At 71.3% G+C, this 22,628-nt stretch carries 21 protein-coding genes; 10 read left to right on the top strand and 11 right to left on the bottom strand.

Features of this window, described 5'->3' with window-relative positions; genetic code table 11:
• The first annotated feature begins 40 nt into the window (after positions 1-40).
• The 3 genes from thrB (at position 41) to L107_RS06740 (ending at position 4,877) form a co-directional block, all read left to right on the top strand.
• Entirely contained in the window at positions 41-1,015 is a 975-nt protein-coding gene (gene thrB, locus L107_RS06750) for a homoserine kinase (protein WP_159817251.1), read from the top strand.
• 93 nt (positions 1,016-1,108) lie between these two features.
• Complete coding sequence (locus L107_RS06745) at positions 1,109-2,701, top strand: NAD(P)H-quinone oxidoreductase subunit 4 (protein WP_159817249.1); 1,593 nt, start codon at positions 1,109-1,111, stop codon at positions 2,699-2,701.
• A 61-nt stretch (positions 2,702-2,762) separates the two neighbouring features.
• Positions 2,763-4,877, top strand: coding sequence for a M3 family metallopeptidase (locus tag L107_RS06740; protein ID WP_159817247.1), 2,115 nt, complete (start codon positions 2,763-2,765; stop codon positions 4,875-4,877).
• A gap of 19 nt (positions 4,878-4,896) precedes the next feature.
• Here L107_RS06740 and L107_RS06735 read toward each other — a convergent pair whose 3' ends face one another.
• A complete protein-coding gene (locus tag L107_RS06735; RefSeq protein ID WP_236550543.1) occupies positions 4,897-5,940 on the bottom strand; it encodes a formamidase in 1,044 nt (347 codons plus the stop codon).
• 200 nt (positions 5,941-6,140) lie between these two features.
• On the opposite strand from L107_RS06735, the gene L107_RS06730 reads away from it, so the two are divergent.
• Complete coding sequence (locus L107_RS06730) at positions 6,141-7,328, top strand: FAD/NAD(P)-binding protein (protein WP_159817245.1); 1,188 nt, start codon at positions 6,141-6,143, stop codon at positions 7,326-7,328.
• 169 nt (positions 7,329-7,497) lie between these two features.
• Here L107_RS06730 and L107_RS06725 read toward each other — a convergent pair whose 3' ends face one another.
• A complete protein-coding gene (locus L107_RS06725; RefSeq protein WP_159817243.1) occupies positions 7,498-7,656 on the bottom strand; it encodes a hypothetical protein in 159 nt (52 codons plus the stop codon).
• Positions 7,657-8,018: 362 nt separating this feature from the next.
• Between L107_RS06725 and L107_RS06720 the strand changes: the two genes are divergently transcribed.
• Together L107_RS06720 and L107_RS06715 are read left to right on the top strand one after the other, a co-directional pair.
• Positions 8,019-9,269, top strand: a complete 1,251-nt coding sequence (locus tag L107_RS06720) for an NAD(P)/FAD-dependent oxidoreductase (protein ID WP_236550542.1) — start codon at positions 8,019-8,021, stop codon at positions 9,267-9,269.
• Positions 9,266-11,470: an FAD-dependent oxidoreductase gene (locus tag L107_RS06715; protein ID WP_201295823.1), complete on the top strand. Its 2,205-nt coding sequence runs from the start codon at positions 9,266-9,268 to the stop codon at positions 11,468-11,470. The genes L107_RS06720 and L107_RS06715 overlap by 4 nt, the downstream gene beginning before the upstream one ends.
• A 3-nt stretch (positions 11,471-11,473) precedes the next feature.
• Here the strand turns inward: L107_RS06715 and L107_RS06710 are convergent, their stop codons facing one another.
• Together L107_RS06710 and glmU are read right to left on the bottom strand one after the other, a co-directional pair.
• Entirely contained in the window at positions 11,474-11,845 is a 372-nt protein-coding gene (locus L107_RS06710) for a VOC family protein (RefSeq protein ID WP_159817241.1), read from the bottom strand.
• 47 nt (positions 11,846-11,892) lie between these two features.
• A complete protein-coding gene (glmU, locus tag L107_RS06705; RefSeq protein WP_159817239.1) occupies positions 11,893-13,269 on the bottom strand; it encodes a bifunctional UDP-N-acetylglucosamine diphosphorylase/glucosamine-1-phosphate N-acetyltransferase GlmU in 1,377 nt (458 codons plus the stop codon).
• 387 nt (positions 13,270-13,656) lie between these two features.
• On the opposite strand from glmU, the gene L107_RS06700 reads away from it, so the two are divergent.
• A complete protein-coding gene (locus tag L107_RS06700) occupies positions 13,657-14,220 on the top strand; it encodes a hypothetical protein (protein ID WP_236550541.1) in 564 nt (187 codons plus the stop codon).
• Between the two features lie 76 nt (positions 14,221-14,296).
• Here the strand turns inward: L107_RS06700 and L107_RS06695 are convergent, their stop codons facing one another.
• The 4 genes from L107_RS06695 to L107_RS06680 form a co-directional block, all read right to left on the bottom strand.
• Positions 14,297-15,280: a tRNA (5-methylaminomethyl-2-thiouridine)(34)-methyltransferase MnmD gene (locus tag L107_RS06695; RefSeq protein WP_159817235.1), complete on the bottom strand. Its 984-nt coding sequence runs from the start codon at positions 15,278-15,280 to the stop codon at positions 14,297-14,299.
• Positions 15,273-16,568 (bottom strand): 3-phosphoshikimate 1-carboxyvinyltransferase, encoded by a 1,296-nt coding sequence (gene aroA, locus L107_RS06690; RefSeq protein WP_159817482.1) that lies wholly within the window; start codon positions 16,566-16,568, stop codon positions 15,273-15,275. The genes L107_RS06695 and aroA overlap by 8 nt, the downstream gene beginning before the upstream one ends.
• Positions 16,569-16,688: 120 nt before the next feature.
• On the bottom strand, positions 16,689-17,018 hold the full coding sequence (locus L107_RS06685) for a DUF2605 family protein (RefSeq protein ID WP_159817233.1): 330 nt from the start codon (positions 17,016-17,018) through the stop codon (positions 16,689-16,691).
• A 9-nt stretch (positions 17,019-17,027) separates the two neighbouring features.
• Positions 17,028-17,558 carry a rhodanese-like domain-containing protein gene (locus L107_RS06680; protein ID WP_159817231.1) on the bottom strand — a complete coding sequence of 177 codons (531 nt, stop codon included), beginning with the start codon at positions 17,556-17,558 and terminating at the stop codon, positions 17,028-17,030.
• Positions 17,559-17,587: 29 nt separating this feature from the next.
• On the opposite strand from L107_RS06680, the gene L107_RS06675 reads away from it, so the two are divergent.
• The gene (locus L107_RS06675) at positions 17,588-18,313 is read left to right on the top strand and encodes a DUF547 domain-containing protein (RefSeq protein WP_159817229.1); all 726 of its coding nucleotides are present in this window, start codon (positions 17,588-17,590) and stop codon (positions 18,311-18,313) included.
• Here L107_RS06675 and L107_RS06670 read toward each other — a convergent pair.
• Positions 18,292-19,035, bottom strand: coding sequence for a TIGR04283 family arsenosugar biosynthesis glycosyltransferase (locus L107_RS06670; RefSeq protein ID WP_159817227.1), 744 nt, complete (start codon positions 19,033-19,035; stop codon positions 18,292-18,294). The two genes, L107_RS06675 and L107_RS06670, sit on opposite strands and share 22 nt — an antisense overlap.
• On the opposite strand from L107_RS06670, the gene ubiG reads away from it, so the two are divergent.
• Positions 19,010-19,795: a bifunctional 2-polyprenyl-6-hydroxyphenol methylase/3-demethylubiquinol 3-O-methyltransferase UbiG gene (gene ubiG / locus L107_RS06665; protein WP_236550540.1), complete on the top strand. Its 786-nt coding sequence runs from the start codon at positions 19,010-19,012 to the stop codon at positions 19,793-19,795. The genes L107_RS06670 and ubiG overlap by 26 nt on opposite strands.
• On the opposite strand, the gene L107_RS06660 is transcribed toward ubiG, so the two are convergent.
• Both L107_RS06660 and L107_RS06655 read right to left on the bottom strand, forming a co-directional pair.
• Positions 19,764-20,210, bottom strand: coding sequence for an Rrf2 family transcriptional regulator (locus tag L107_RS06660; RefSeq protein WP_159817225.1), 447 nt, complete (start codon positions 20,208-20,210; stop codon positions 19,764-19,766). The genes ubiG and L107_RS06660 overlap by 32 nt on opposite strands.
• Complete coding sequence (locus tag L107_RS06655; RefSeq protein ID WP_236550539.1) at positions 20,210-21,778, bottom strand: UbiD family decarboxylase; 1,569 nt, start codon at positions 21,776-21,778, stop codon at positions 20,210-20,212. The genes L107_RS06660 and L107_RS06655 overlap by 1 nt, the downstream gene beginning before the upstream one ends.
• A 72-nt stretch (positions 21,779-21,850) precedes the next feature.
• Here L107_RS06655 and L107_RS06650 point away from each other — a divergent pair, with 72 nt between their 5' ends.
• Positions 21,851-22,606, top strand: coding sequence for a 2-phosphosulfolactate phosphatase family protein (locus L107_RS06650; RefSeq protein ID WP_159817223.1), 756 nt, complete (start codon positions 21,851-21,853; stop codon positions 22,604-22,606).
• The last annotated feature ends 22 nt before the right edge of the window (positions 22,607-22,628 follow it).

Raw genomic sequence — 22,628 nt, 5'->3', positions numbered from 1 at the left:
AGGGTCCGGCTGCAACACTGAGCCCAACGACAGGTCATTTATGGTCCGGCCCCAGATCGGCCAGGGGGTGGTGGTGGCGGTTCCCGCCACCACCGCCAACATCGGCCCGGGTTTCGATTGCCTCGGCGCCGCCCTGGATCTCGGCAACCGCTTCGAGCTGCGGGTGATCGAGGGGGGTGGTGAGCGGTTCGAGCTGATCATCGAGGGCCCCGAGGGGGCCCATCTGCGCGGTGGCCCCGACAACCTCGTCTACCGCTCGGCCCAGCGGGTCTGGCGCGAGGTGGGGGTGGAGGCGGTGGCCCTGGAGGCGCGGGTGCAGCTGGCCGTGCCCCCGGCCCGGGGTCTGGGCAGCAGCGCCACCGCCATCGTGGCGGGGCTGCTCGGCGCCAATGCCCTGGTGGGCGAGCCCCTCAGCCGCGAGAAGCTGCTGGAGCTGGCCATCGACATCGAGGGCCATCCCGACAACGTGGTCCCCTCCCTGCTGGGCGGGTTGTGCCTGACGGCCCGGGCCGCCTCCCACCGCTGGCGGGTGGTGCGCTGCGAGTGGAACCCGGCCGTGAAGGCCGTGGTGGCGATCCCCACCATCCGGCTGAGCACGAGCGAGGCGCGCCGGGCCATGCCGCGCAGCATCCCGATCAGCGATGCCGTGATGAATCTGGGGGCCCTCACCCTGCTGCTGCAGGGGCTGCGCACGGGCAACGGTGATCTGATCGCCGACGGCATGCACGACCGCATCCACGAGCCCTACCGCTGGGGACTGATCCAGGGGGGGAGGGCCGTGCGGGAGGCCGCCATGGGGGCCGGGGCCTGGGGCTGCGTGATCAGCGGCGCCGGCCCCAGCCTGCTGGCCCTCGCCCCCGAGAGCCGGGCGGCGGCGGTGGGGGAGGGGATGACCCAGGCCTGGCTGGCGGAAGGGGTGAGCAGCCACAGCGCCGTGCTCGGACTCCAGGAGGGCGGCAGCACCTGGGCCCCCCTGCCGGAGGGAAGCCGCCCACAGGCCGTGCTTGGTGAGTAGAACTACTCAGTTGATAGGCTCTGACGCCCGGGGGCCCCGTCCCGACGCGGCAGCGTCTCCCGTCATACTTCCTGCCTGGAGCACCCCACAGTGATGGACGCCAGCCTGCCTCTTTCGCTCGCGTCCTCCTCCCTTGCTTCCGGTGTCACCGAAGCGGGTTTTCCGTGGCTCAGCCTGATCGTGCTGCTGCCCGCCACCGCCGCCCTGGTGATGCCCCTGCTGCCCGGTGACGGCAGCGACCCCCGCCTCCCCCGCACCCTGGCCCTGGGGGTGCTCGGGGTGGATCTGGCCCTGATCCTCTGGGTCTTTGCCCGCCACTTCGATGCCGGCCTCGGCGGTCTGCAGCTGGTGGAGCGGGTGGCCTGGGTGCCGGCCCTGGGCCTGGAATGGTCGCTGGCCGCCGACGGACTCTCCGCCCCCCTGGTGGTGCTCAGCGGCCTGGTCACCCTGCTGTCGGTGGCGGCCAGCTGGAACATCCGCCTCAAGACCCGTCTCTACTTCGCCCTGCTGCTGGTGCAGGCCACGGCCCAGAGCCTGGTGTTTCTCTCCCAGGACTTCCTGCTGTTCTTCCTGGCCTGGGAACTGGAGCTGGTGCCGGTCTACCTGCTGATCGCCATCTGGGGTGGCAAGCAGCGCCAGTACGCCGCCACCAAGTTCATCCTCTACACCGCCACGGCCTCGCTCCTGATCCTGATCAGCGGCCTGGCCCTCGCCCTCTCCGGCGACAGCTTCACCCTCAACCTCAGCGAGCTGGCGGCCCGCTCCCCCGGCGGCACCTTCGGCCTGCTCTGTTACCTGGGCTTCCTGGTGGGCTTCGGGGTCAAGCTGCCGATGTTCCCGCTGCACACCTGGCTTCCCGATGCCCACGGCGAGGCCAATGCGCCGGTGTCGATGCTGCTGGCGGGGGTGCTGCTCAAGATGGGCGGTTACGCCCTGCTGCGCTTCAACGTCCAGATGCTGCCGGAGGTGCATCTGCGGCTGGCTCCGGCCCTGATCGTTCTGGGCATCATCAACATCGTCTACGGGGCCCTCAACGCCTTCGCCCAGGACAACGTCAAGCGCCGCATCGCCTGCAGTTCGGTGAGCCACATGGGCTTCGTGCTGCTGGGCATCGGTGCCGTCGATGCCCTGGGCATGAGCGGCGCCATGCTGCAGATGATCAGCCACGGGCTGATCGCCGCGGCGATGTTCTTCGTCACCGGCGTCTTCTACGAGCGCACCGAAACCCTCTCGATCCCCAACATGGGAGGCCTGGCCAAGGTGCTGCCGATCACCTTCGCCTTTTTCCTGGCCAGCTCCCTGGCCTCCCTGGCCCTGCCGGGGATGAGCGGTTTCATCAGCGAGATCACCGTGTTCCTCGGGGTCACCTCCTACGACGGCTTCACCGTCGGTTTCCGGGTGATCACGATCGTGCTGGCGGCCATCGGCCTGGTGCTCACCCCGGTGTACCTGCTCTCCCTGTGCCGGCGGGTGTTCTTCGGTCCCCGGATTCCGGCCCTGGCGGTGGTGGGCGACATGAAGCCCCGGGAGCTGCTGATCGGCCTCACCCTGCTGGTGCCCACCCTGGTGATCGGCTTCTGGCCGCGGGTGGCGATCGATCTCTATGAAGCCAGCACCAACGGTCTGGCCGCCGAGCTGGCCAGCACCGGGGCCGTGGCCCTGGGTCGGATGGCCGCCCTCGGCTGACCCGCCGCCCGGCGCCGGGGTGGGCTGAAATGGGGGCTTCCATCGAAGCGGCCTCCCGGCGATGACCACCACCCTCCAGAGCCCCCCCGCCCTGCTGGCCGGCGAGGGCCTGCCCCGCTTCGAGGCCATCACCCCCGACCAGGTGGTGACCCACATCCCGGCGCTGCTGAGCACCCTCCAGGCGGAGCTGGATCGGCTCGAGGCCGATCTGGCGGCGGCGGCGGCGGAAGGCCGGACCCTGGACTGGGCGGAGGTGATGGACCCCCTGCAGCGGCTGGGGGAGCGGCTGCGCTGGAGCTGGGGGGTGGTGAGCCACCTCAATGGCGTCTGCAACAGCCCGGAACTGCGGGAGGCCCATGCCAGCCAGCAGGCGGCGGTGGTGGCCTTCGGTAACCGGGCCGGCCAGAGCCGGGTGCTGTTCGAGGCGCTGCGCAGCCTGCAGGCCCAGGGCGGACTCGACGCCACCCAGGAGCGGATCCTGACGGCGGAACGGCGCGACATGGAACTGCGGGGCGTGGGCCTGGAGGGGGAGGTCCAGGAGGCCTTCAACGCCGCCAGCCAGGAACTGGCCGAACTCGCCACCACCTTCGGCAACCGGGTGCTCGATGCCACCAGCGCCTGGACCCTGCGGCTCACCGATCCGGCCGAGGTGGAGGGGTTGCCCGAGAGCCTCAAGGATCAGCTGGCCCAGGCCGCCCGTGATGCCGGCGATGGCGCGGCCACGACCGCGGAGGGCCCCTGGCTGCTGGGGCTCGACATGCCCCGCTTCGGCCCGTTCCTGAAATACAGCCGTCGCCGCGACCTGCGGGAGATCGCCTACAAGGCCCACGTGAGCCGGGCCTCAGGAGAGACCGACGGCAACTGGCCGGCGATCGAGCGGATCCTGACCCTGCGCCGGGAGCAGGCCCGGCGGCTGGGCTACGGCTCCTGGGCCGAGGTGAGCCTGGCGGCGAAGATGGCCGGTTCGGTGGATGAGGTGGAGGCCCTGCTGGAGGATCTGCGGGCCGCCGCCCATCCGGTGGCCCTGCGGGAGCTGGAGGAGCTGCGGGCCTGCGCCGCCCGGGAAGGGGCGGCCGAAGCGGACGACCTCAAGCCCTGGGATGTGAGCTTCTGGGCGGAGGTGCGGCGCCAGGAGGCGTTCGATCTCGACAGCGAGGCCCTGCGGCCCTGGTTCCCCCTGCCCCGGGTGCTGGAGGGGCTGTTCGGTCTCTGCGACCGCCTGTTCGGCATCCGCATCCGCCCGGCCGATGGCGAGGCGCCCGTCTGGCATCCGGACGTGCGGTTCTTCCGCGTCGAGGACGCCGGCAGCGGCGAGCCCCTGGCCGCCTTCTACCTCGACCCCTACAGCCGTCCCGGCAGCAAGCGCGGCGGCGCCTGGATGGACGAATGCCTGGTGCGCTCGGTGGACGCCTCGGGGCAGCCCGTGCTGCCCGTGGCCTACCTGGTGTGCAACCAGAGTCCGCCGGTCGGGGACACCCCCAGCCTGATGACCTTCGAGGAGGTGGAGACCCTCTTCCACGAGTTCGGCCATGGTCTCCAGCACATGCTCACCACGGTGGAGCGGCCCCAGGCGGCCGGCATCAACAACGTGGAGTGGGATGCGGTGGAACTGCCCAGCCAGTTCATGGAGAACTGGTGCTACGACCACGCCACCCTGATGGGCATGGCCCGCCACTGGCAGAGCGGCGAACCGCTGCCGGAGGCGGAGTTCGCCAAGCTCCAGGCCGCCCGCACTTTCATGGGCGGGGCCGCCACCCTGCGTCAGGTGCACTTCGCCCTCACCGACCTGCGGCTCCACAGCCAGTGGACGCCGGAGTGCGGCCGGACACCGGAGCAGCTGCGCCGGGAGATCGCCCTCACCACCACGGTGCTGGAGCCGATCGAGGAGGACGCCTTCCTCTGCTCCTTCGGCCACATCTTCTCCGGCGGCTATTCCGCCGGTTACTACTCCTACAAGTGGGCCGAGGTGCTCAGCGCCGACGCCTTCAGCGCCTTCGAGGAGGTGGGCCTGGAGAACGAGGCGGCGATCCAGGCCACCGGCCGCCGCTTCCGCGAGACGGTGCTCAGCCTCGGCGGCAGCCGCCACCCCGGTGAGGTGTTCGAGACCTTCCGGGGCCGGCCCCCCAGCCCGGAGGCCCTGATCCGCCACTCGGGGCTGGTGGCGGCGGGGGCCTGAGGGGCCGACCGGGGCCGCTTCAGCCGGGCAGTCCGGCCTGGCTGATGGGGCCCAGCTTGACGCCGTCGGGGTAGTACTTCCAGCCATCCCGGATCCTGATCTTCTCGTCCCAGGGGAGCTTGTAGCAGCCGTTGGCCAGATCCCTGACCCAGGTGAGGTAGTTCTCCTTCTCCCCACCGGGTTTGCCCACATAGGCGCGGCAGCCCAGGTTGAAGATGTTGTTCTCCAGCGCCCAGTTTTCCCGCGCCTTGTCCACCAGGCGGGGGAACAGCTCGGCGGTGACGATCTCCCACGGGTTTCGGTGGCCCTGCTGCAGGACGTTGCCGTCGTAATTGCAGACGGTGCCTTCGCCGAAGTAGTAGAAGACGCCGTCATACCCGGCCAGGTTGACCGAGATGGTGTACATCAGGTTCTGCCAGGCGTTGGTGCGGTTGGTCCAGATCCACTGGTCATTGACCTGGGTGGAGTAACCCGAGATGCGGATGTAGACATTGGCCCCCTTGTAGGCGGCCTCCCGGGCCAGTTCGGGGAACATGCCGTCATGGCAGATGCAGACCGCCAGCCTGGAACCCTTGGGGCCCTCGCAGACCGGCATGCCGTAATTCCCCGGCGACCAGGGTTCGATCGGCACCCAGGGCTGCAGTTTTCTGTAGTGGAGGGCAATCTCGCCCTGGGAACTGATGATGATGGCCGTGTTGAAGGGCGGCAGGCTGGGGTCGTCGTTCTGCTCCATCAGGGAGAAGACCCCCCAGACGTCGTTGTCCCGGCAGGCCTTGCGGAAGCGGTCGATTTCAGGGGAGTCGATGCGCAGCAGCATCTCGTCGTAGGTCCAGATGGCGGTGTTGAGTCCCTGGGTGGAGTACTCCGGGAACACCACCAGATCGAGATCGGGGTAGCCGGCCTTGGTGGTGGCGACCGCCTGGCAGATCTGATCCACCTGGGTCTGGATGTCCGCGGGGCCTTTGATCACGGGAACGGGGTACTGGATCATCGCCACGAGGAGGGCTTCCTCCCAGGCGCTGACGCTGCCGGTGCTGCCCATGAAGCCAAGAATGAAAGTCATTCTCATTCTTGGCAGTGCGCTCGGACCGGGGCTGTCGCGTCGGTCACTGAATCCGTCGCTGTCCACCCTGGCGGGCGGGGCCAGGCGGACCAAGGATGTGAGAATGGTTGTCATTCCGGTCCATCCCGCCATCTCCCGTCACGGTCTGACCTCCCCGCTGGGGACCCTGGCTCCGTTGCCGCGGCCCGCCCGCGACCGCCATGGCTGAGCTGGTGGTGGCCGGCTCGGGCCCCCAGGCCCTCACCCTCTGCTGCCTGCTGCTGCAGAAGCGGCCCCAGTGGCGCCGGAGGCTGCGGGTGCTTGACCCCAGTGGCACCTGGTTGGAGCGCTGGAACACCCAGATGCGCCGCTACGAGATTCCGTGCCTGCGCTCCCCTTCCCCCCACCATCCCCATCCCAATCCCCACGCCCTGCGCCGTTTTGCCCAGGAACGTCAGCGCGGGGCGGAGCTTCAGGGTCCCTACGGCCTCCCCCGCACGGAGCTGTTCAACGACTTCTGCCGCAGCGTCGTCGCCGAGTTCCAGCTGGCCGACCGGGTGCAGGCCGTGGCGGTCGAGCGGATCCGGCTCGCTCCCGCCGGGGACAACGCCTTCGAGCTGGATCTCAGCGATGGGTCCGTGCTGGCGCCCCAGCGGCTGGTCATCGCCACAGGGACCGGGGCACCGGTGCTGCCGGCCTGGGTCCGGGCCATCAAGGACCCCTACCCGGCGGAGGCCCTGCAGCACAGCCAGAGCCTCGACCTCGGCGCCTGCCGGGGTCTGGCGGGGCAGCATCTGGTGATCGTCGGCGGCGGCCTGACCAGCGCCCACCTGGCCCTGGGGGCCATCCGGCGGGGCGCCCGGGTCAGCCTGTTCTGCCGGCGGGGGCTGCGCTGCAAAGCCTTCGATGCCGACCCGGGCTGGCTGGGTCCCCGCTACCTCAAGGACTTCCGGGCGGAACCCTGCTGGCACCGTCGCCGCCAGCAGGTTCTGGCGGCCCGCGATGGCGGCTCCATCACCCCCGAGCTGGCCAGCCGGCTGCAGCAGGCGCAGGCCGCTGGAGTGCTGCAGCTGAACGAGGGGTGCCAGATCGCCTCGGCCCGGTGGCGCCAGGGCCAGTGGCAGCTGCACTGCAGCGATGGCAGCGAGCATCGGGCCGACCGCCTCTGGCTGGCCACCGGCCACAGCCTGGGGGTGAGCCACCACCCCCTGCTGCGCCAGCTGCAGCAGCAGCGACCCCTGGCGCTGATCGAGGACTGGCCCGTGCTCACCAGCGACCTGCGCTGGCCCGGCACCCGGGTGCACGTCATGGGGGGACTGTCCGCCCTGCAGCTGGGACCGGCGGCCCGCAACCTGTACGGGGGGCGGGAAGCGGCGCACCGCATCTGCCGCGCCGCCCTGAAGTCCTGAACGGGTCGCACCCCGGGGCCCTGGTGGGCGCAGGCTTCCGACAGGGAGCGGATGGTCTGCACCTGGCCGGGGGCCAGGGCCAAGGTCAGGTCACCGGCGGCGCTGGGCACGGTGATCCCCATCGCCCTGCCCTCGGAGGGAATCGGACTGAGGCGGCCGCCGTCGCTCATCACCACGGGCCGGTGGTGGTTCGGCGCAGCCCGGCCGTTTCCGCGTTCAGGCGCCGCCGCAGACCGGAGGGAGCCTTGATGCCGGAGCGCTCGAACAGCACGGCACCCAGCTGGCGCCCCGAACCGTCATCCGGAGCGCCGTTGCCGGTGTCTTCCACTGGAGAAACGGCGCCGAAGCTGACGTCAATGCTGCACCGCGACGCGAAAGCCTGTCGTCAACATCGTGGCCTTCTCCGTCGGATCTCCACACCCTAAGCATCGAGTCAGCATCCATGAAGCTACAAATCAGACCCTGACATCTCCCTCAAAAGCGATATCTTGACCCGGCATGACTTCAGGGCCCATTCCCTTCCCTGTTCAGTCCTTTCTTCCGGTGTTTCCATGGATCGGCCACCCCTGGCCGCCCCGTCGCCCGGACGGTCATCCTCCGGCGAGGGTCACGGCCAAGGGCCGGGCCCTCGATAGCCTGAGTTCCGGATGATCCGCTCCCGGTGAAGCCTGCGACCCTTGCCGGAGTGACGTGATCGGAGCCCAGCGGATCCTGGTGCTCGGCGGCGGCTTTGCCGGGCTCTGGAGTGCCCTGGCCGCCGCCCGCCAGCTGGATCAGCTCGGCCTCGGCCCTGACGCCGTCGAGGTGCTGCTGGTCAACCGTGATGCCTTCCATGGCCTCCGCGTGCGCAACTACGAGGCTGACCTGTCTCCGCTCAGGGTTCCCCTGGAGGTGGTGCTGGGGCCTGCCGGGGTCCGCTGGCTGGTGGGGGAGGTCGGCTCCATCGATCCGGCCGCCGGCGCCGTCACCGTCGACACGGTCGCCGGAACCCAGACCCTTGCCTACGACCGGTTGGTCTTCGCCCTGGGCAGCCAGCTGGTGCGGCCGCCGCTCCCCGGCCTGGACGCCCACGGCTTCGACGTCGACACCTACGGGGGGGCCTCCAGGCTGGCGTCGCACCTGGAGGACCTGGCGGAGGGTCCCGATGGCGAGGGCCGGTTCACGGTCGTGGTGGTGGGGGCCGGCCTCACCGGGATCGAGGCGGCCTGTGAACTCCCCGCCCGGCTGCGGGCCGTTCAGGAGCGCGCCGGCCTGTCCCAGCCTGTGCGGGTTGTGCTGGTGGACCACCACCGGCAGGTCGGTTCCGCCATGGGGGAAGCGGCACGGCCGGTGATCGAGCAGGCGCTGGCGGCCCTCAAGGTGGAGCTGCGCCTCGGTGTGCGGGTGGAGAGCTTCGATGGCTCGGCGATCCGCTTCGATTCCGGCGAGGTCATCGCCACCCGCACCGTGATCTGGTGCGCCGGCATGCGGGCCAGTCCGCTCGCCGCCGGCTGCGGGGTGGCCACCGATGCCCTCGGCCGCCTGGCGGTCGACGCCTGTCTGAGGGTCGAGGGGCTCCGCTCGGTGTTCGCCGCCGGTGACAGTGCCCGCCTGGAGCTGGACGGGGGCCTCCCGTCGGTCATGTCCTGCCAGCACAGCCGTCCCATGGGCCGCTTCGCCGGCCATAACGCGGTCTGCGATCTGCTGGGCCAGCCGTTGCTGCCGCTGCGGATCGACTGGTACACCACCATCCTCGATCTGGGCACCTGGGGGGCCCTCTACACCGAAGGCTGGGAGCGCCGGGTCGTCGCCTCCGGGGAGGCCGCCAAACGCACCAAGCGGCTGATCAATGGGGTGCGCATCGTGCCGCCCACCAACGGTGACCGTGCCGCGATCCTGGCCGCTGCAGCTCCGCTGGTCCAGACACCACCGCCGGTCCCCGTCGAGCCGTCCCTGCCATGACATCCCCCCAAGACCCTCCGGCCGGCGGAGCCCGCGCCGGCGTTCCCCTGCGGCGCCTCCTCGTCCTCGCCCTGCTGCTGGCCGGGGTGGGCCTGTTCTTCGGCCAGGGCTGGCAGCAGCGGCTGGATCTCGCCGCCCTGCAGGCCTCCCGCGAGCAACTGCTGGCCTGGCGGCAGGGGTCACCGCTGGTCAGCGCCGCCGCCTTCGTGGCCGTCTATGTGCTGGTGACGGGCCTGTCCCTGCCCGGCGCCACCGTGCTCACCCTGGCGGGGGGCGCCATCTTCGGCCTGCTGCAGGGCACGGTGCTGGTCTCGATCGGCTCCACCCTGGGGGCCACGGCGGCCTGCCTGCTGGCCCGCACCCTGCTGCGGGAGCCGGTGCGGCGCCGCTTCGGCCAGCGCCTGGGGCCGATCGAGGCGGGCGTCCGCCGCGACGGCGTCCCCTACCTGCTCAGCCTGCGGCTGGTGCCGGTGGTGCCCTTCGTGCTCGTCAACCTGCTGATGGGACTCACCCCCATGCCCCTGCTCCCCTTCGCCCTCGTCTCCCAGCTGGGCATGCTGCCGGCCACCCTCGTGTACGTGAATGCCGGCACCCAGCTGGGCCAGCTCACCAGCCTCAGCGGCCTCCTTTCGCCCGCCCTGCTGGCCTCCTTCGCCCTGCTGGGTCTGCTGCCCTGGATCGTGAAGCTGCTGCTGGCCCGCTGGCGCCTCTGGCGCCTCTACCGCCCCTGGCCCCGCCCCCGCCACTTCGATCGCAACCTGATCGTGATCGGTGCCGGGGCGGCCGGCCTGGTCACGGCCTACATCGCCGCCACCGTGCGGGCGAAGGTCACCCTGGTGGAGCGGCACCGCATGGGCGGCGACTGCCTCAACACCGGCTGCGTGCCCAGCAAGGCCCTGATCAGCAGTGCCCGCCTCGCCGCCCGCCTGCGCCATGCCGACCGCTATGGCCTGACCCCCCAGGAGCCGCGGGTGGAGCTGCAGCGGGTGCTGGAGCGGGTGCGCCAGAAAGTGGCCGCCGTCGCCCCCCACGACAGCGTCGAGCGCTACGCCGCCCTCGGGGTGGACGTGCGTCTCGGCCAGGCGCGCCTGCTCAGCCCCTGGGCGGTGGCGATCACCGCCGCCGACGGCACTGAGACCGTGCTCACGGCCCGCGCCATCGTGCTGGCCACCGGCGCCGCGCCGGTGATCCCTGAGCTGCCCGGCATCGACAGCGTGCGGGTGCTCACCAGCGAGACCCTCTGGGACGCCCTGGCCGAGCACCCCTCCCCAAGGCCCGGCCTGGTGGTGCTGGGGGGCGGGCCGATCGGCTGCGAACTGGCCCAGGCCCTGGCCCAGCTGGGCCTGCCGGTCACCCTGCTGCAGCGCAACGACCGCCTGCTGCCCCGGGAGGATCCCGAGGTGGGGGCGCTGCTGCGCGAGGTGCTGGAGCGGGACGGGGTGCGGGTGCACACCGGCTGCCGGGTGGAGCGGGTGGGGCCCGCCGCCTCAGGGGGTGTGCAGGTGGAGGTGCTGGTGGGCGGCGCCACCCTCCTGGTCGAGGCCGACGAGCTGCTCTGCGCCGTGGGGCGCCAGGCCCGGCTGGAGGGCCACGGCCTCGAGGCCCTGGGCATCCCCACCGGGCGCACCATCGACACCGACGCCTATCTCCAGACCCTCTACCCCAACATCCATGCCGCCGGCGACGCCGCCGGCCCCTGGCAGTTCACCCACACGGCGGCCCACCAGGCCTGGTATGCGGCCGTCAATGGGCTGTTCGATCCGGTCCGCTTCGCCGTCGACGGCCGCGTCATCCCGCGCACCACCTTCACCGACCCGGAGGTGGCCCGGGTGGGGCTGAACGAAACCGAGGCCATCGCCCGGGGGGTGGCCTTCGAGGTCACCCGGTTTCCCCTGGCCGAGCTGGATCGGGCCATCGTCGAATCGGCCGAGACCGGTTTCGTCAAGGTGCTCACCGTGCCGGGAAAGGACCGGATCCTGGGGGTGACGATCGTGGCCGAGCAGGCCGGGGAGCTGCTGGCCGAATTCGTGCTGGCGATGCGCTGGAACCTGGGTCTGGGCAAGGTGCTGGGCACGATGCACGCCTATCCCACCCTGGCCGAAGCCAACAAGTACGTGGCCGGGAGCTGGAAGCGTGCCCACGCCCCCCAGCGCACCCTGGCCCTGCTGGAGCGCTTCCACACCTGGCGCCGGGGTGGCTGAGGCTCACGCCTGGGAGTGGAGCCCGATGGTGTTGCCCTCGGTGTCGAGCACCAGGCTCATGAAGCCGTAGGCGCCGATCGACATCTTCGGCTTGATCACCGTGCCGCCGGCGGCCGCCACCCGGCCCTCCTCGACGGCGCAGTCGTCGCAGTGGAAATAGATCAGGGAGCCGCCACCGCCCGGGGCCATGCCCTCCATCTTCGCCAGGGCCCCACCGGCCCCCACCGTGCCGTTGTCCATCGGGAAGGTGAGGTACTCCATGCCGGCATCGGGCAGGGGCTCCAGGGTCAGCTGGAACACGGCCTCATAGAAGGCCCGGGCCCGGGCCATGTCGTCGACGTAGATCTCGAACCAGATGACGGGGTTGACGGCCATGGCTTCGAGGTGATTTCAGGGCCAAGATTAGGCCTGAATATCTGGATTCAGCCCGCCACCTGCTGCTGCTGGCGCGGTGCCAGAGGGGTCCAGTTCTCCTTCACCAGCTGGCGGGCCCGGCCCAGGGCCAGGGCCCCGGCGGGCACGTCCCTGGTGAGGGTGGAGCCCGCCCCCACCGTCACCCCCGCCCCGAGGGTGATCGGCGCCACCAGCACCGAATTGGCCCCGGTCTTGCTGCCGCCACCGATCACGGTGCGGTGCTTGCGCACCCCATCGAAGTTGGCGGTGATCGTTCCTGCCCCGATGTTCACATCGGCACCGAGGTCGGCGTCGCCCAGGTAGCTGAGGTGGTTGGCCTTGCAGCCCTCCCCCAGCCGGCTGTTCTTGACTTCCACGAAATTGCCGATGCGGCAGCCGGCGGCCAGGTGGGTGCCGGCCCGCAGCTGGGCGAAGGGGCCGATCGCGCAGCCATCCTCGACGCGGCTGTCCCGCAGCACCGAATGGATCACCTCCACCCCGGCGCCCAGCTGGCTGTTCTCGATCAGGCAGCCCGGCCCGATGCGGCAGCCGTCGCCGATGCTGCTGGCGCCGCGGAAGTGGCACTGGGGTTCCACCAGCACGTCGCGGCCGAAGCGGGTGTGCTCGCTCAGGGTGCAGCTGGCCGGATCGGTGAAGCTCACCCCCTCCGCCATCCAGTGGCGGCGCAGCCGGTCCTGCAGCACCGCCTCGCAGTGGGCCAGCTGCTGGCGGTCGTTGATGCCGGCCACCTCGTCCGGGTCGCCCACCTCCAGGTGCATGGCCGGCCGCAGCAGGGCCACGGTGTCGGTGAGGTACAGCTCACCCTGGTCGTTGTCGGTGCTCAGGCTGGGCAGCACGGCGGCCAGGCGCTGCCAGTCGAAGCAATAGATCCCCGCATTGGTGAGGGTGTTGGTGAGCTGATCGCCCGTGCAGTCGCGGTGTTCCACGATTTCGCTCACCTGGCCCGCTCCGTCGGCGAAGACCCGGCCGTAGCCGCTGGGGTCCGCCAGCCGGGCGGTGAGCAGGGTCACGGCGGCGCCGCTGTCGCGGTGGGTGGCCAGCAGCGCTTCCAGGGTCTCCGGGCGCAGCAGCGGGACGTCGCCGTTGAGCACCAGCAGCTCGCCTTCGAAGCCCTGCAGCGGCCCGAGCAGCTGCTGCACCGCATGGCCGGTGCCGTTCTGGGGCTGCTGCAGCACGAACTCCAGGCCCTCGACGCCGGCGAGGGTGCGCTCCACCCGGTCGGCCTGGTGGCCCACCACCAGCAGCTGGCGGTCGGGGGCGAGCCGCTGACAACTGCCCAGCACCCGTTCCACCAGGGTCGCGCCGGCCAGGGGCTGGAGCACCTTCGGCAGGGCACTCTTCATGCGGGTCCCTTTCCCGGCGGCCAGGACGGCAACGGCGAGCATGGGCGAGGAAGAAAGGACTGGGTCGGAATCTACCGGTGCTTTCCTTACCTCCCAGGCATCGGCACCACGGGCGCGTCCACCGCCAGCGGTGGCGCCACCGGCGGTGGCCCATCACGGAGGGATCCACCCAGGCCATGGCCCCCTCTCTGCTGCCGGGGTTGCAGAGGCAGGCTGGGGATCCATGGCGTCCCTGCACCGCAGCTCACGGCGGAGGGTTCTGTCCATCTCCGGGGTGCCTCGCCGGCTCCAGGGATGGATAAAATCTGAAAAACACCTTGGTCTCAAGTGAAGAATCGGACCCATCCCCCTTCAGGAGCCGCCACCCCCGGGGTGGCCCCGGCTCCATGGCCCGCTTCCCCGGGCCGTTCCGCGCAGGTGCTTCGCCGGTTGGCCGTGCCCTGGGCCCTCGCCGCCGGTGCCGTTGCCGCGCCATGGGTGGCCATGCCGGAGGCCCATGCCCTGGACCTGAGCGCCTGCCTTCCTGTCAGCGCTGATGCAGCCGACGGATGCAGAATCACGGACAGCACCACGGGAAACGGCTGGATCATCAACACGGTGACCGGTGAGTTCGGCGGTGGTGGGATCCGTGGGATCGATCTCAAGTCCATGCCCTGGTGGAGTGGCACGTTTCGTGATTCCACGATCGCTGAACAGTTCGCAACCGCGGTTTCGACGTTCTTTGGCTATCCGAACTACGAAGGCTCGATAGGCCCCCTCTTTGCTGCTTCTGAAATTGGTAATGTTTCGCGCAATGCCACCATCGAGCAAGGTTCAGGCCCGGACGCTCAACTGTTTGATGTCATCAGATTTGATTCCTTCACCTATGCCTATGCCGTGCCCTCCGACTCCAATCCGGCCGTACCGGAGGTGCCAGGGCCGGTCCCGCTCCTGGGTGCCGCCGCGGCCTTCGGCTACAGCCGCAAACTCCGGAACCGCATCAAAGCCCGCTGAGTCCGCCTGAACCCCAGGTCACCCACCGGGGCGATCCCTGGCCCCATCGGTTGGGCGATCGACGGAGGCGGCCCCTTCACGGCCGTGCCCCCCGGCCTGGGTGGCCCCCCGCCGGGCCCGGGCTGCATCCGTTCACCCCTCGCCGCCGTTCGATCCCCCAGCGGCGTTGCCAGGCGCTGGTGGGTTCGGCCCCGCTGCCGGCCTGGGCGCGGGCCCGGGAGGCCAGGATCTCCGCCGCGCTCGCACGGCCGCTGGGATCCCGGTAGGGCTCCCCGGCCCGGCTGGCCATGTGCTCGCGCTCCATCGGGCTGAGTGGCCTCAGCCTGTCCGTGGGGGGCAAGGCCGTGGGGCTGGCGACGGTGCCGGCACTCCAGACCTGCCTGCTGTCGGGCTCGGGTCGGGCCATCGCCGGCAGCGGCACCGCGGCGAGCCGGAGGCCCACCGTCTCCAGACCACGGCGCACCGCCGCGGCCGAGCTGTAGGTGAGCAGCCGCCCGCCGGGGGCCAGCAGCCGGGCCAGTGCACCCAGGACCTCCAGACTCCAGAGCTCCGGGCAGCGCCGTGGCGAGAAGGCATCGAGGAGGATCAGATCGCAACGCCCCGCCAACGGCCCCACCAGCTCCCGCAGGCGACTGCGGCCATCCCCCCACAGCAGCCGATCGCTGCGTCCGAGCTCCGCCAGCCGCTCCAGCACCGATGGGCTCCACTGGGCCCGGAAGCGTTCGTCGGCGAGGGCCATCGCCAGCGGGGCGGGGTCCAGCTCCAAGCCCCACCACTGCAGCCGCAACCCCTGCCGCTCCACCGCCTCCAGCAGCGTCGCCGTGTTGGTGCCCGTACCCACGGCCACCTCCACCACGGTGAGGCTGTGGCCAGGGGTGAAACGCTCCAGCTCGGCGGGACCCATGAACACCTGGCGGGCCTCCCGCAGGGCGCCTTCGGCGCTGTGGAAGCTCTCCCCGAAATGGGCGCTCCAGAGGCTGTAGCTGCCGTCGCGGGTGAGCCGGGGTTCCAGCCTGGCGCCGCTGCCGCCGACGGGACGATGGGCTGAGCGTTCAGGCACGCAGCCGCGCCAGATCCTCCCAGAAACCGGGGTAGGAGACGGCGGCCGCCTCCGGCCGGCCCAGGCGGGTGTCGCCCCGGGCCACCAGGGAGGCCACCGCCAGGCTCATCGCCACCCGGTGATCCGTCTCGCTGTCCACCTCCGCCCCGTAAAGCTGGGTGGGGCCCTCGATGCTGAGGCCATCGGCGTGCTCCACGAGCCGGGCCCCCATGGCCGTCAGCTGGCGGGCCATCACCGCCAGGCGGTCGGTCTCCTTGACCCGCAGCTCCGCCGCGCCGCTGATGCGGCTCACCCCTTCGGCGCAGCAGGCCGCCACCGCCAGCACGGGGATCTCGTCCACCAGGCGGGGGATCATCGGTTCCTCGATGCGGAAGGCCCGCAGCGGGCCGTGCTGGACGTGCAGATCCCCCACCGGCTCACCGGCCACGTCGCGGCTGTTGAGCACCGTGATCCGGGCGCCCATCGCGGCCAGCACATCGAGAATGCCCGTGCGGCTGGGGTTGAGCCCCACGTTCCCGACCGTGAGCTCGGCCCCCGGGGTGATCGCCGCCGCCACCAGCCAGAAGGCGGCGGAGCTGATGTCGCCGGGCACCACCACGGTCTGGCCCACCAGGGCGGGCCCGGGCCGCACGGTGATGAACCGGCCCTCGTCGCCATCCACCTCCAGGTCGGCGCCGAAGGCCCGCAGCATCCGCTCGCTGTGGTCGCGGGTGGGGGCCGGTTCGATCACGGTGGTGGGCCCGTTCGCCGTCAGGGCGGCCAGCAGCAGGGCGCTCTTGACCTGGGCCGAGGCCACCGGCGTGCCGATGACACTGCCGTGCAGGGTCTGCCCCAGCACCGCCAGGGGGGCCAGGTTGCCCTCCTCGCGCCCCTGGATCCGGGCACCCATCTGGGCCAGGGGGGCCCCCACCCGGCGCATCGGGCGGCTGCGCAGGGAGGCATCGCCCGTCAGCACGAAGTGGCGCCCGGCACGTCCAGCCAGCAACCCCAGCATCAGCCGCATGGTGGTGCCGGAGTTGCCGCAGTCGAGCACGTCGGCGGGCTCGAGCAGCCCATCGAGGCCCACCCCCTCGACGGTCACCACCTGGCCGTCCGCGATCGGCGAAACGGTGACGCCCATGGCCCGCAGGCAGGCGGCGGTGCTTAGGGGGTCCTCGGCGGGCAGCAGACCCTCGACGCGGGTGGTGCCCTCGGCGATGGCCCCGAACAGGAGCGAGCGGTGGGAGATCGACTTGTCGCCGGGCACGGTCACGGTCCCCCGCAGGCTGCCGCCGGCCTCCAGCAGCAGGGGCGCCGACGATGCGGCCGCGCTGACATCGACGCTCGCGGGGGAGGACAACAGCTGGGGGTGCCGACTGGGGCGATCCTATGGAGCGGCCGGATCGGAGCCCGCCACCAGGGCCCTCCGTCAGGGCCGGATCCCGACGGCCCGCAGCCTGGCCGAGAGGCTCCAGACCTCGACCACCAGCCGGTGCCAGGGGGTGATCGTCTCCATGGCCAGACCCATGGGGGTGGGGGCGGCGGCCCGAAGGGCCCGGGCCGCCGCCAGGGAGCGGCGGGCTTCATCGAGCCGCTGCCGCAGCTCCTCCTGGTCAGGGGCGGCCATCACCGCCTCCGGGCAATGGTCGAGCAGCAGCAGGCCGCGATCGAAGGACTCGGCGTAGTCCTGCAGCAGCGGCACCAGGATCTCCTCCAGCAGCGGGCCGGCGGGATCGGGAAGGGAGGGGGCGGGAACCATCTCATGAGTCTAGGAATCCCCTCCGTGGCCGTCCGGGTACGGATCACCAGCCCCCGGGGGCTCGGGCTCCAGGAGCAGCCCCCAGCAGGGATGGAAGGGATGGACCCGGGGCCGGCCGGAGCCGGTGCCCGCCAGCGGCAGCCCCAGGTTGGCCCAGCGGAACAGGGACCCCTCCAGGTTGCGCACGTCGGAGAAGCCGGCCCGCCGCAGCGATCGGGCCAGCCGGGCGGATCGGTACCCCACCGAGCAGTAGACGACGATCGCCGCTTCCCGCGCCAGTGCCGCCGCTCCCGAGACGTCCGGCGCGGCAAGCCGGCGGGCGCCGGCCAGGTGGCTGAGGGCGAATTCCTCCGGCCCGCGGGCATCGATCAGCAGCGGCGCGGGACCCCCGCCGGCCAGCCGATCGGCCAGTTCCTCACAGCTGATCACGGCCACGTCCGGGAAGCGACGGCGGATCCAGCGGATCAGCAGGGGCCAGGCCAGCCGGCGCAGGCCAGCGGCAATGGCCCGGCGGCCGGCGGCGGCCCTGGAGAAGGGCATGGAACGATGGGGCCCGGATGGGTCGCCCCATGATCGACGTCGCCGTCTGGGATGGCCTGCTGCGCCGCCATGTCGATGGGGAGGGCCGGGTGGACTACGCCGCCTGGCAACGACAGGGTGCGGCCGAACTGGAGGGCTGGCTGGCGGCGCAGCGGCCTTTCGATCCGGATCCCGGCACCGGGCCCGAGGCGTTCGCCCTCTGGATCAACCTCTACAACGCCCTGGTGATCCGCCAGGTGCTGGCCCGCTACCCCCTGGCCTCGATCCGCCCCACCGTCGCCGGGGTGCCCAACTGGCCGGCGTTCCTGTCCTTCTTCTCCCGCCCGGCGGTCAGCCTGCAGGGGCAGCCCCTCAGCCTCGATCGGATCGAGCACGGGATCCTGCGGCCCCGCTTCGCTGACCCCCGCCTCCATTTCGCCCTGGTCTGCGCCGCCAGGGGCTGCCCCCTGCTGCGGCCGGAGGCCTACCGCCCCGAGCGGATCGCGGCCCAGCTGGAGGAGGACGCCCACCGCTTCCTGCGCAACCCCCTGAAGCTCCGGTTCGATCCGTCCCGCCGCACCCTGCACTGCAGCCGGATCTTCCAGTGGTACCGCCGGGACTTCCTGGCAGCGGCCCCCTCGATCGCCGCCTACGTGGGGCGCCACCGCCCGGAGCTGGACCTGCCGGCCGGCGTCCGGATCGCCTGGCTCCCCTACGACTGGGCCCTCAACGGTTGCGCGCCAGGCGGAGGGAGTCAGTCCCTGACATCGCCGTAGAGGCGCTTCAGCCTCTCCGCCGGCACCCCCAGGCCCCAGAGCAGGCCGATCAGCAGATAGATCCCCGTGGCCTTCCAGGAGCCCCAGCGTGCCACCCGGCGGTCGGAGGTCTCCACCACCCGGTTGAGCTGCCGGATGCGGCCCAGGCGGCCCAGCCGGTCGCACAGATCGGCATCCTCCATGATCGGCAGGCGCTCGTCGAAGCCGCCGCAGCGCATGAAATCGCTGCGCCGGCAGAACATGGCCTGGTCGCCGAACAGCACCCGGAAGCCCTTCAGCAGGTAGCGGTGGGGCCGGAACAGCAGGGCGGCGTAGTGGGTCTTGAGGGCGTTGTGCAGGCTCACGCCCCAGCGGGTGTGGTCGGCGCCCCGCATCAGGGCCAGGAAGCCGCCGCCGCTGGTGGTCGGGTCGGCCAGGGTGACGCCCACCAGCCGCACCAGATCCGAGGGCACCAGGGTGTCGGCATGGAGAAAGCAGAGAATGTCGCCGCGGGCCGCCGCCGCCCCCCGGTTCATCTGCACCGCCCGCCCCGGCCGTGGCGAACGGATCACGCGGCAGCCGTGCACGTGGGCCCTGGCCAGGGTGGCATCGGTGCTGCCGCCATCCACCACGATCACCTCGATGGCCGCTGGATCGAGGATCTCCAGCTGCTGCAGCGTGCGCCCAAGATGGCTGGCTTCGTTGAGGGTCGGGATAATGATCGAGACCGACCTTGGCGTCACCTTGCTGCGCAACAATCTTGCATTCTACGATCAGCAGGCGGCCAGCTGGTGGGAGCCGTCGGCGACGATCTTTCCCCTCAGCCGACTCAATCCACCCCGCTTTCTCTTCTTCGATCAGTTCATCACCCACTGGGAGAATCGGCGGGTTCTGGACGTGGGTTGCGGCGGTGGCTACACCTGCGAATTCCTCGCCCGTCGCGGCGCCGTGGTCACGGGCATCGATCGCTCCGCCGCCTGCATCGCGGCGGCCCGCAGCCATGCGGCCGCCTCGGGCCTGGAGATCACGTACCGGGTGGGGATCGCGGAGGAGCTCCCCTTCGCCGCCGGCAGCTTCGATGTGGTGGTCTGCGTCGATGTGCTGGAGCATGTCGATCGGCCCGAGGCCGTGGTCGCCGAGATGGGGAGGGTGCTCACCCCCGGAGGATCGCTCTGCTTCGACACCATCAACCGCACCGTCCGCTCGCGGCTCACCATGATCTGGCTGCTGGAGACGCTGCTGCGGCTGATCCCCGCCGGCGTCCACGACTGGCGGCGGTTCGTCCCCCCGGCGGAGCTGCGACGCTGGCTGGAGGCCAGCGGCTTCGCTGCCGTCACGATGCGGGGTCTGGACCTGTTCGGCCGGGGGCCGCTGCGCACCCTGGGCCGGCTGATCCACTACCGCCGCACCGGCGGTTTCCAGGTCGGCTTCGACCACGATCTGGCGGTCATGTTCATCGGCGTGGCCTCCCTCAGCCCAGCAGCAGACCCCCCGAATCGCTGAAGGCGGCCCGGGCACTGCGCAGGTCGAACAGCAGGTCCTCCAGGGTCAGCTGGTCCAGTTCCCGCTCCAGGGCCTGCAGCAGCCGGCGGTTGAGCACCCGGGTCACCCGGTCGCTGGGGCGGGGGTCCCCCTCCGCGCCGGCCAGGGTGATCAGGCTGCCGGCCGGGGCCTCCACCGCCGCCAGGATCGCCGCCAGGGGCACCTCCGCGGGCGGACGCCGCAGCCGGTAGCCCCCCTGACGGCCCCGCCGGGCCTCCACCAGGGCGGCCCGGCGCAGCTTGAGCATCAGCTGCTCCAGCATCGGGCCGGGCAGGTCCTGGGCCTCGGCCAGGGAGGTCACCGACTGCCACCGGGGCGGATCGAGGGCCAGCTCCAGCAGGGCCTTGAGGGCGTAGATGCCGCTGCGGCGCAGCATCAGCGGCCGGCCGCGAGGCGCTCCAGCACGTGCTCGAGGGTGTAGCCGAACAGGGCGGGATCGGGCTCGCCGCCTCCCAGATCGTCCAGGCCCAGTTCGCTCCAGCGGGCATCGACCCGGGCCTCCAGGGCGGCGTCCCGTCCCAGGGCCTGGCCCCAGTCGTGCCGTTTCTCCGGGCCGATCTTGGTGGTGGCGTCGATGGCGAGCCGGCCGCCGAGCCCCAGCCGCTCACTGGCGAAGTCGAGGGAGTCGAAGGGGGTGTCCTCCAGCACGAACAGGTCGCGCTGGGGATCCACCTGGGCGCTGATCGCCCAGATCACCTGGCGTGGGTCGCGGATCGCGATCGACTTGTCGACCACCACCACGAACTTGGTGTAGGTGAACTGGGGCAGGGCGCTCCAGAAGGCCATCGCCGCCCGCTTGGCCTGGCCGGGGTAGGCCTTGTCGATGGCGATCACCGCCAGCTTGTAGCTGAGGCCCTCCATGGGCAGGAAGAAATCGACGATCTCCGGGATCTGCTGCCGCAGGATCGGCGTGTAGATGCGATTCAGGGCGATCGCCAGCATCGCTTCCTCCTTGGGGGGCCGTCCGCTGAAGGTGGTCAGGAAGATCGGCTCCTGCCGCTGGGTGACGCAGTGGAAGCGCACCAGGGGCGAGTCCTCCTCACCGCCGTAGAAGCCCATGTGGTCGCCGCAGGGGCCGTCCGGGAGCACCTCCCCGGGCGTGATCGTGCCCTCCAGCACCACCTCGCTGTGGGAGGGCACCTCCAGATCGAGGGTCTTGCAGCGGGCCAGTCGCACCCCCTCACCGGCGTAGAGGCCGGCGAACAGCCATTCGCTCAGCTGCACCGGAATCGGCGTGGCCGCCGCCATCACCAGCAGGGGATGGACGCCGATGGCCACCGCCACCTCGAGCTTGCGGCCCAGGGCCGCCGCCTTGCGCAGGTGCCGGGCCCCGCCCCGCACGCTCAGCCAGTGGACGGTGGCGCTGTTGATCGACTGGCGCTGCAGCCGGTAGACGCCCACGTTCGGCACCCCGGTCTCCGGGTCCTTGGTGATCACCAGCCCGAGGGTGATCACCCCGCCGGCATCCCCCGGCCAGGGGCGCAGCAGGGGCAGCTGGTCGAGGTTCACCGCCTCGCCCTTCAGCACCTGCTGGTGGCAGGGGGGGGTGAGGTCGAGGTCGGGCCGGGCCCGCACCAGGTCCCAGAACACCCCGCCGAATTTCATCACCTCCTTGAGGCCCTTGGGGGGCCGGGGCTGCTGCAGCAGGGCCAGCCGCTCCCCCAGGGCCTCGAGCTCCTCGGGCCGCTCCATGCCCATGCTCCACAGCACCCGTTCGACGGTGCCCATCAGGTTCACCGCCACCGGCATCGGGGAGCCGATGACGTTCTCGAACAGCAGGGCCGGCCCTCCCATGGCCAGCACCCGGTCGGCGATCGCCGCCAGTTCGAGGTCCGGATCCACCGGCGCCGTGATGCGCCGCAGCTGGCCGCGCCTCTCCAGCAGGCCGATGAAATCGCGCAGATTGCGCTGCCGCCCCAGGGCGTTGCCGATCCCTTCTGCCACCACCCCCGCCACGTCGTCCTGCGCCGTCGAGCTGCTGCCTACTGTGACGCACCCCCGTGACGATCGCGTTCCGTGCTGCTCTCCTATTTCCACACCTCCGAAGCGGTCCCCCCCCTGCTGCCCCCCGAGGAGGACGGCCCCGACGCCGCCGTGGTCATTGACGTGCTGCGGGCCACCACCACGATCGCCTGGGCCCTGGAGAACGGGGCCGAGGCGATCCAGGCCTTCGCCGACCTCGACAGCCTCGAAGCCGCCGCCGCCGGCTGGCCGGCCGCCCGGCGGCTGCGGGCCGGTGAACGCGGCGGCAAGCGGGTGGAGGGCTACGACCTGGGCAACTCCCCCCTGGCGGTGACCCGGGAGCGGGTGGAGAGCAAGCGCATCTTCCTGAGCACCACCAATGGCACCCGCTCCCTCGACCGGGTCCGGGACGTGCCCCTGCTGCTCACCGCCTGCCTGCCCAACCGCACCGCCGTGGCCCGGCGGCTGATCGAACGCCAGGCCCTGCGGGTCTGGATCGTGGGCAGCGGCTGGGAGGGGGACTACTCCCTCGAGGACAGCCTGGCGGCCGGGGCCGTGGCCTCCGCCGCCATCGAGCAGGCGGTGGCGCCCCACATGGGGGTGCGCTGCGCCAACGACGAGATGCTGGCGGCCCTCGCCCTCTGGCAGCAGTGGCGCCATGACACCGAGACCTGCCTGCGCAGCGCCAGCCATGGCCAGCGCCTGATCGGGCTGGGCAACCACGACGCCGACTTCGCCTGCTGCGCCGCCGTCGACAGCCTCGAGATCGTGCCGATCCAGGCCGAACCCGGCGTGCTGAGGGCCAGCTGAGGCGCTCCTTGCCCCCCTTGGC

Origin of the sequence: Cyanobium sp. Copco_Reservoir_LC18 (assembly GCF_009834675.1) — a bacterium.
GTDB classification, from domain to species: Bacteria; Cyanobacteriota; Cyanobacteriia; order PCC-6307; family Cyanobiaceae; genus Cyanobium; species Cyanobium minutissimum.
The sequence above is the reverse complement of the archived record's forward strand: the minus strand, read 5'-3'. Positions and strand labels throughout refer to the sequence as shown.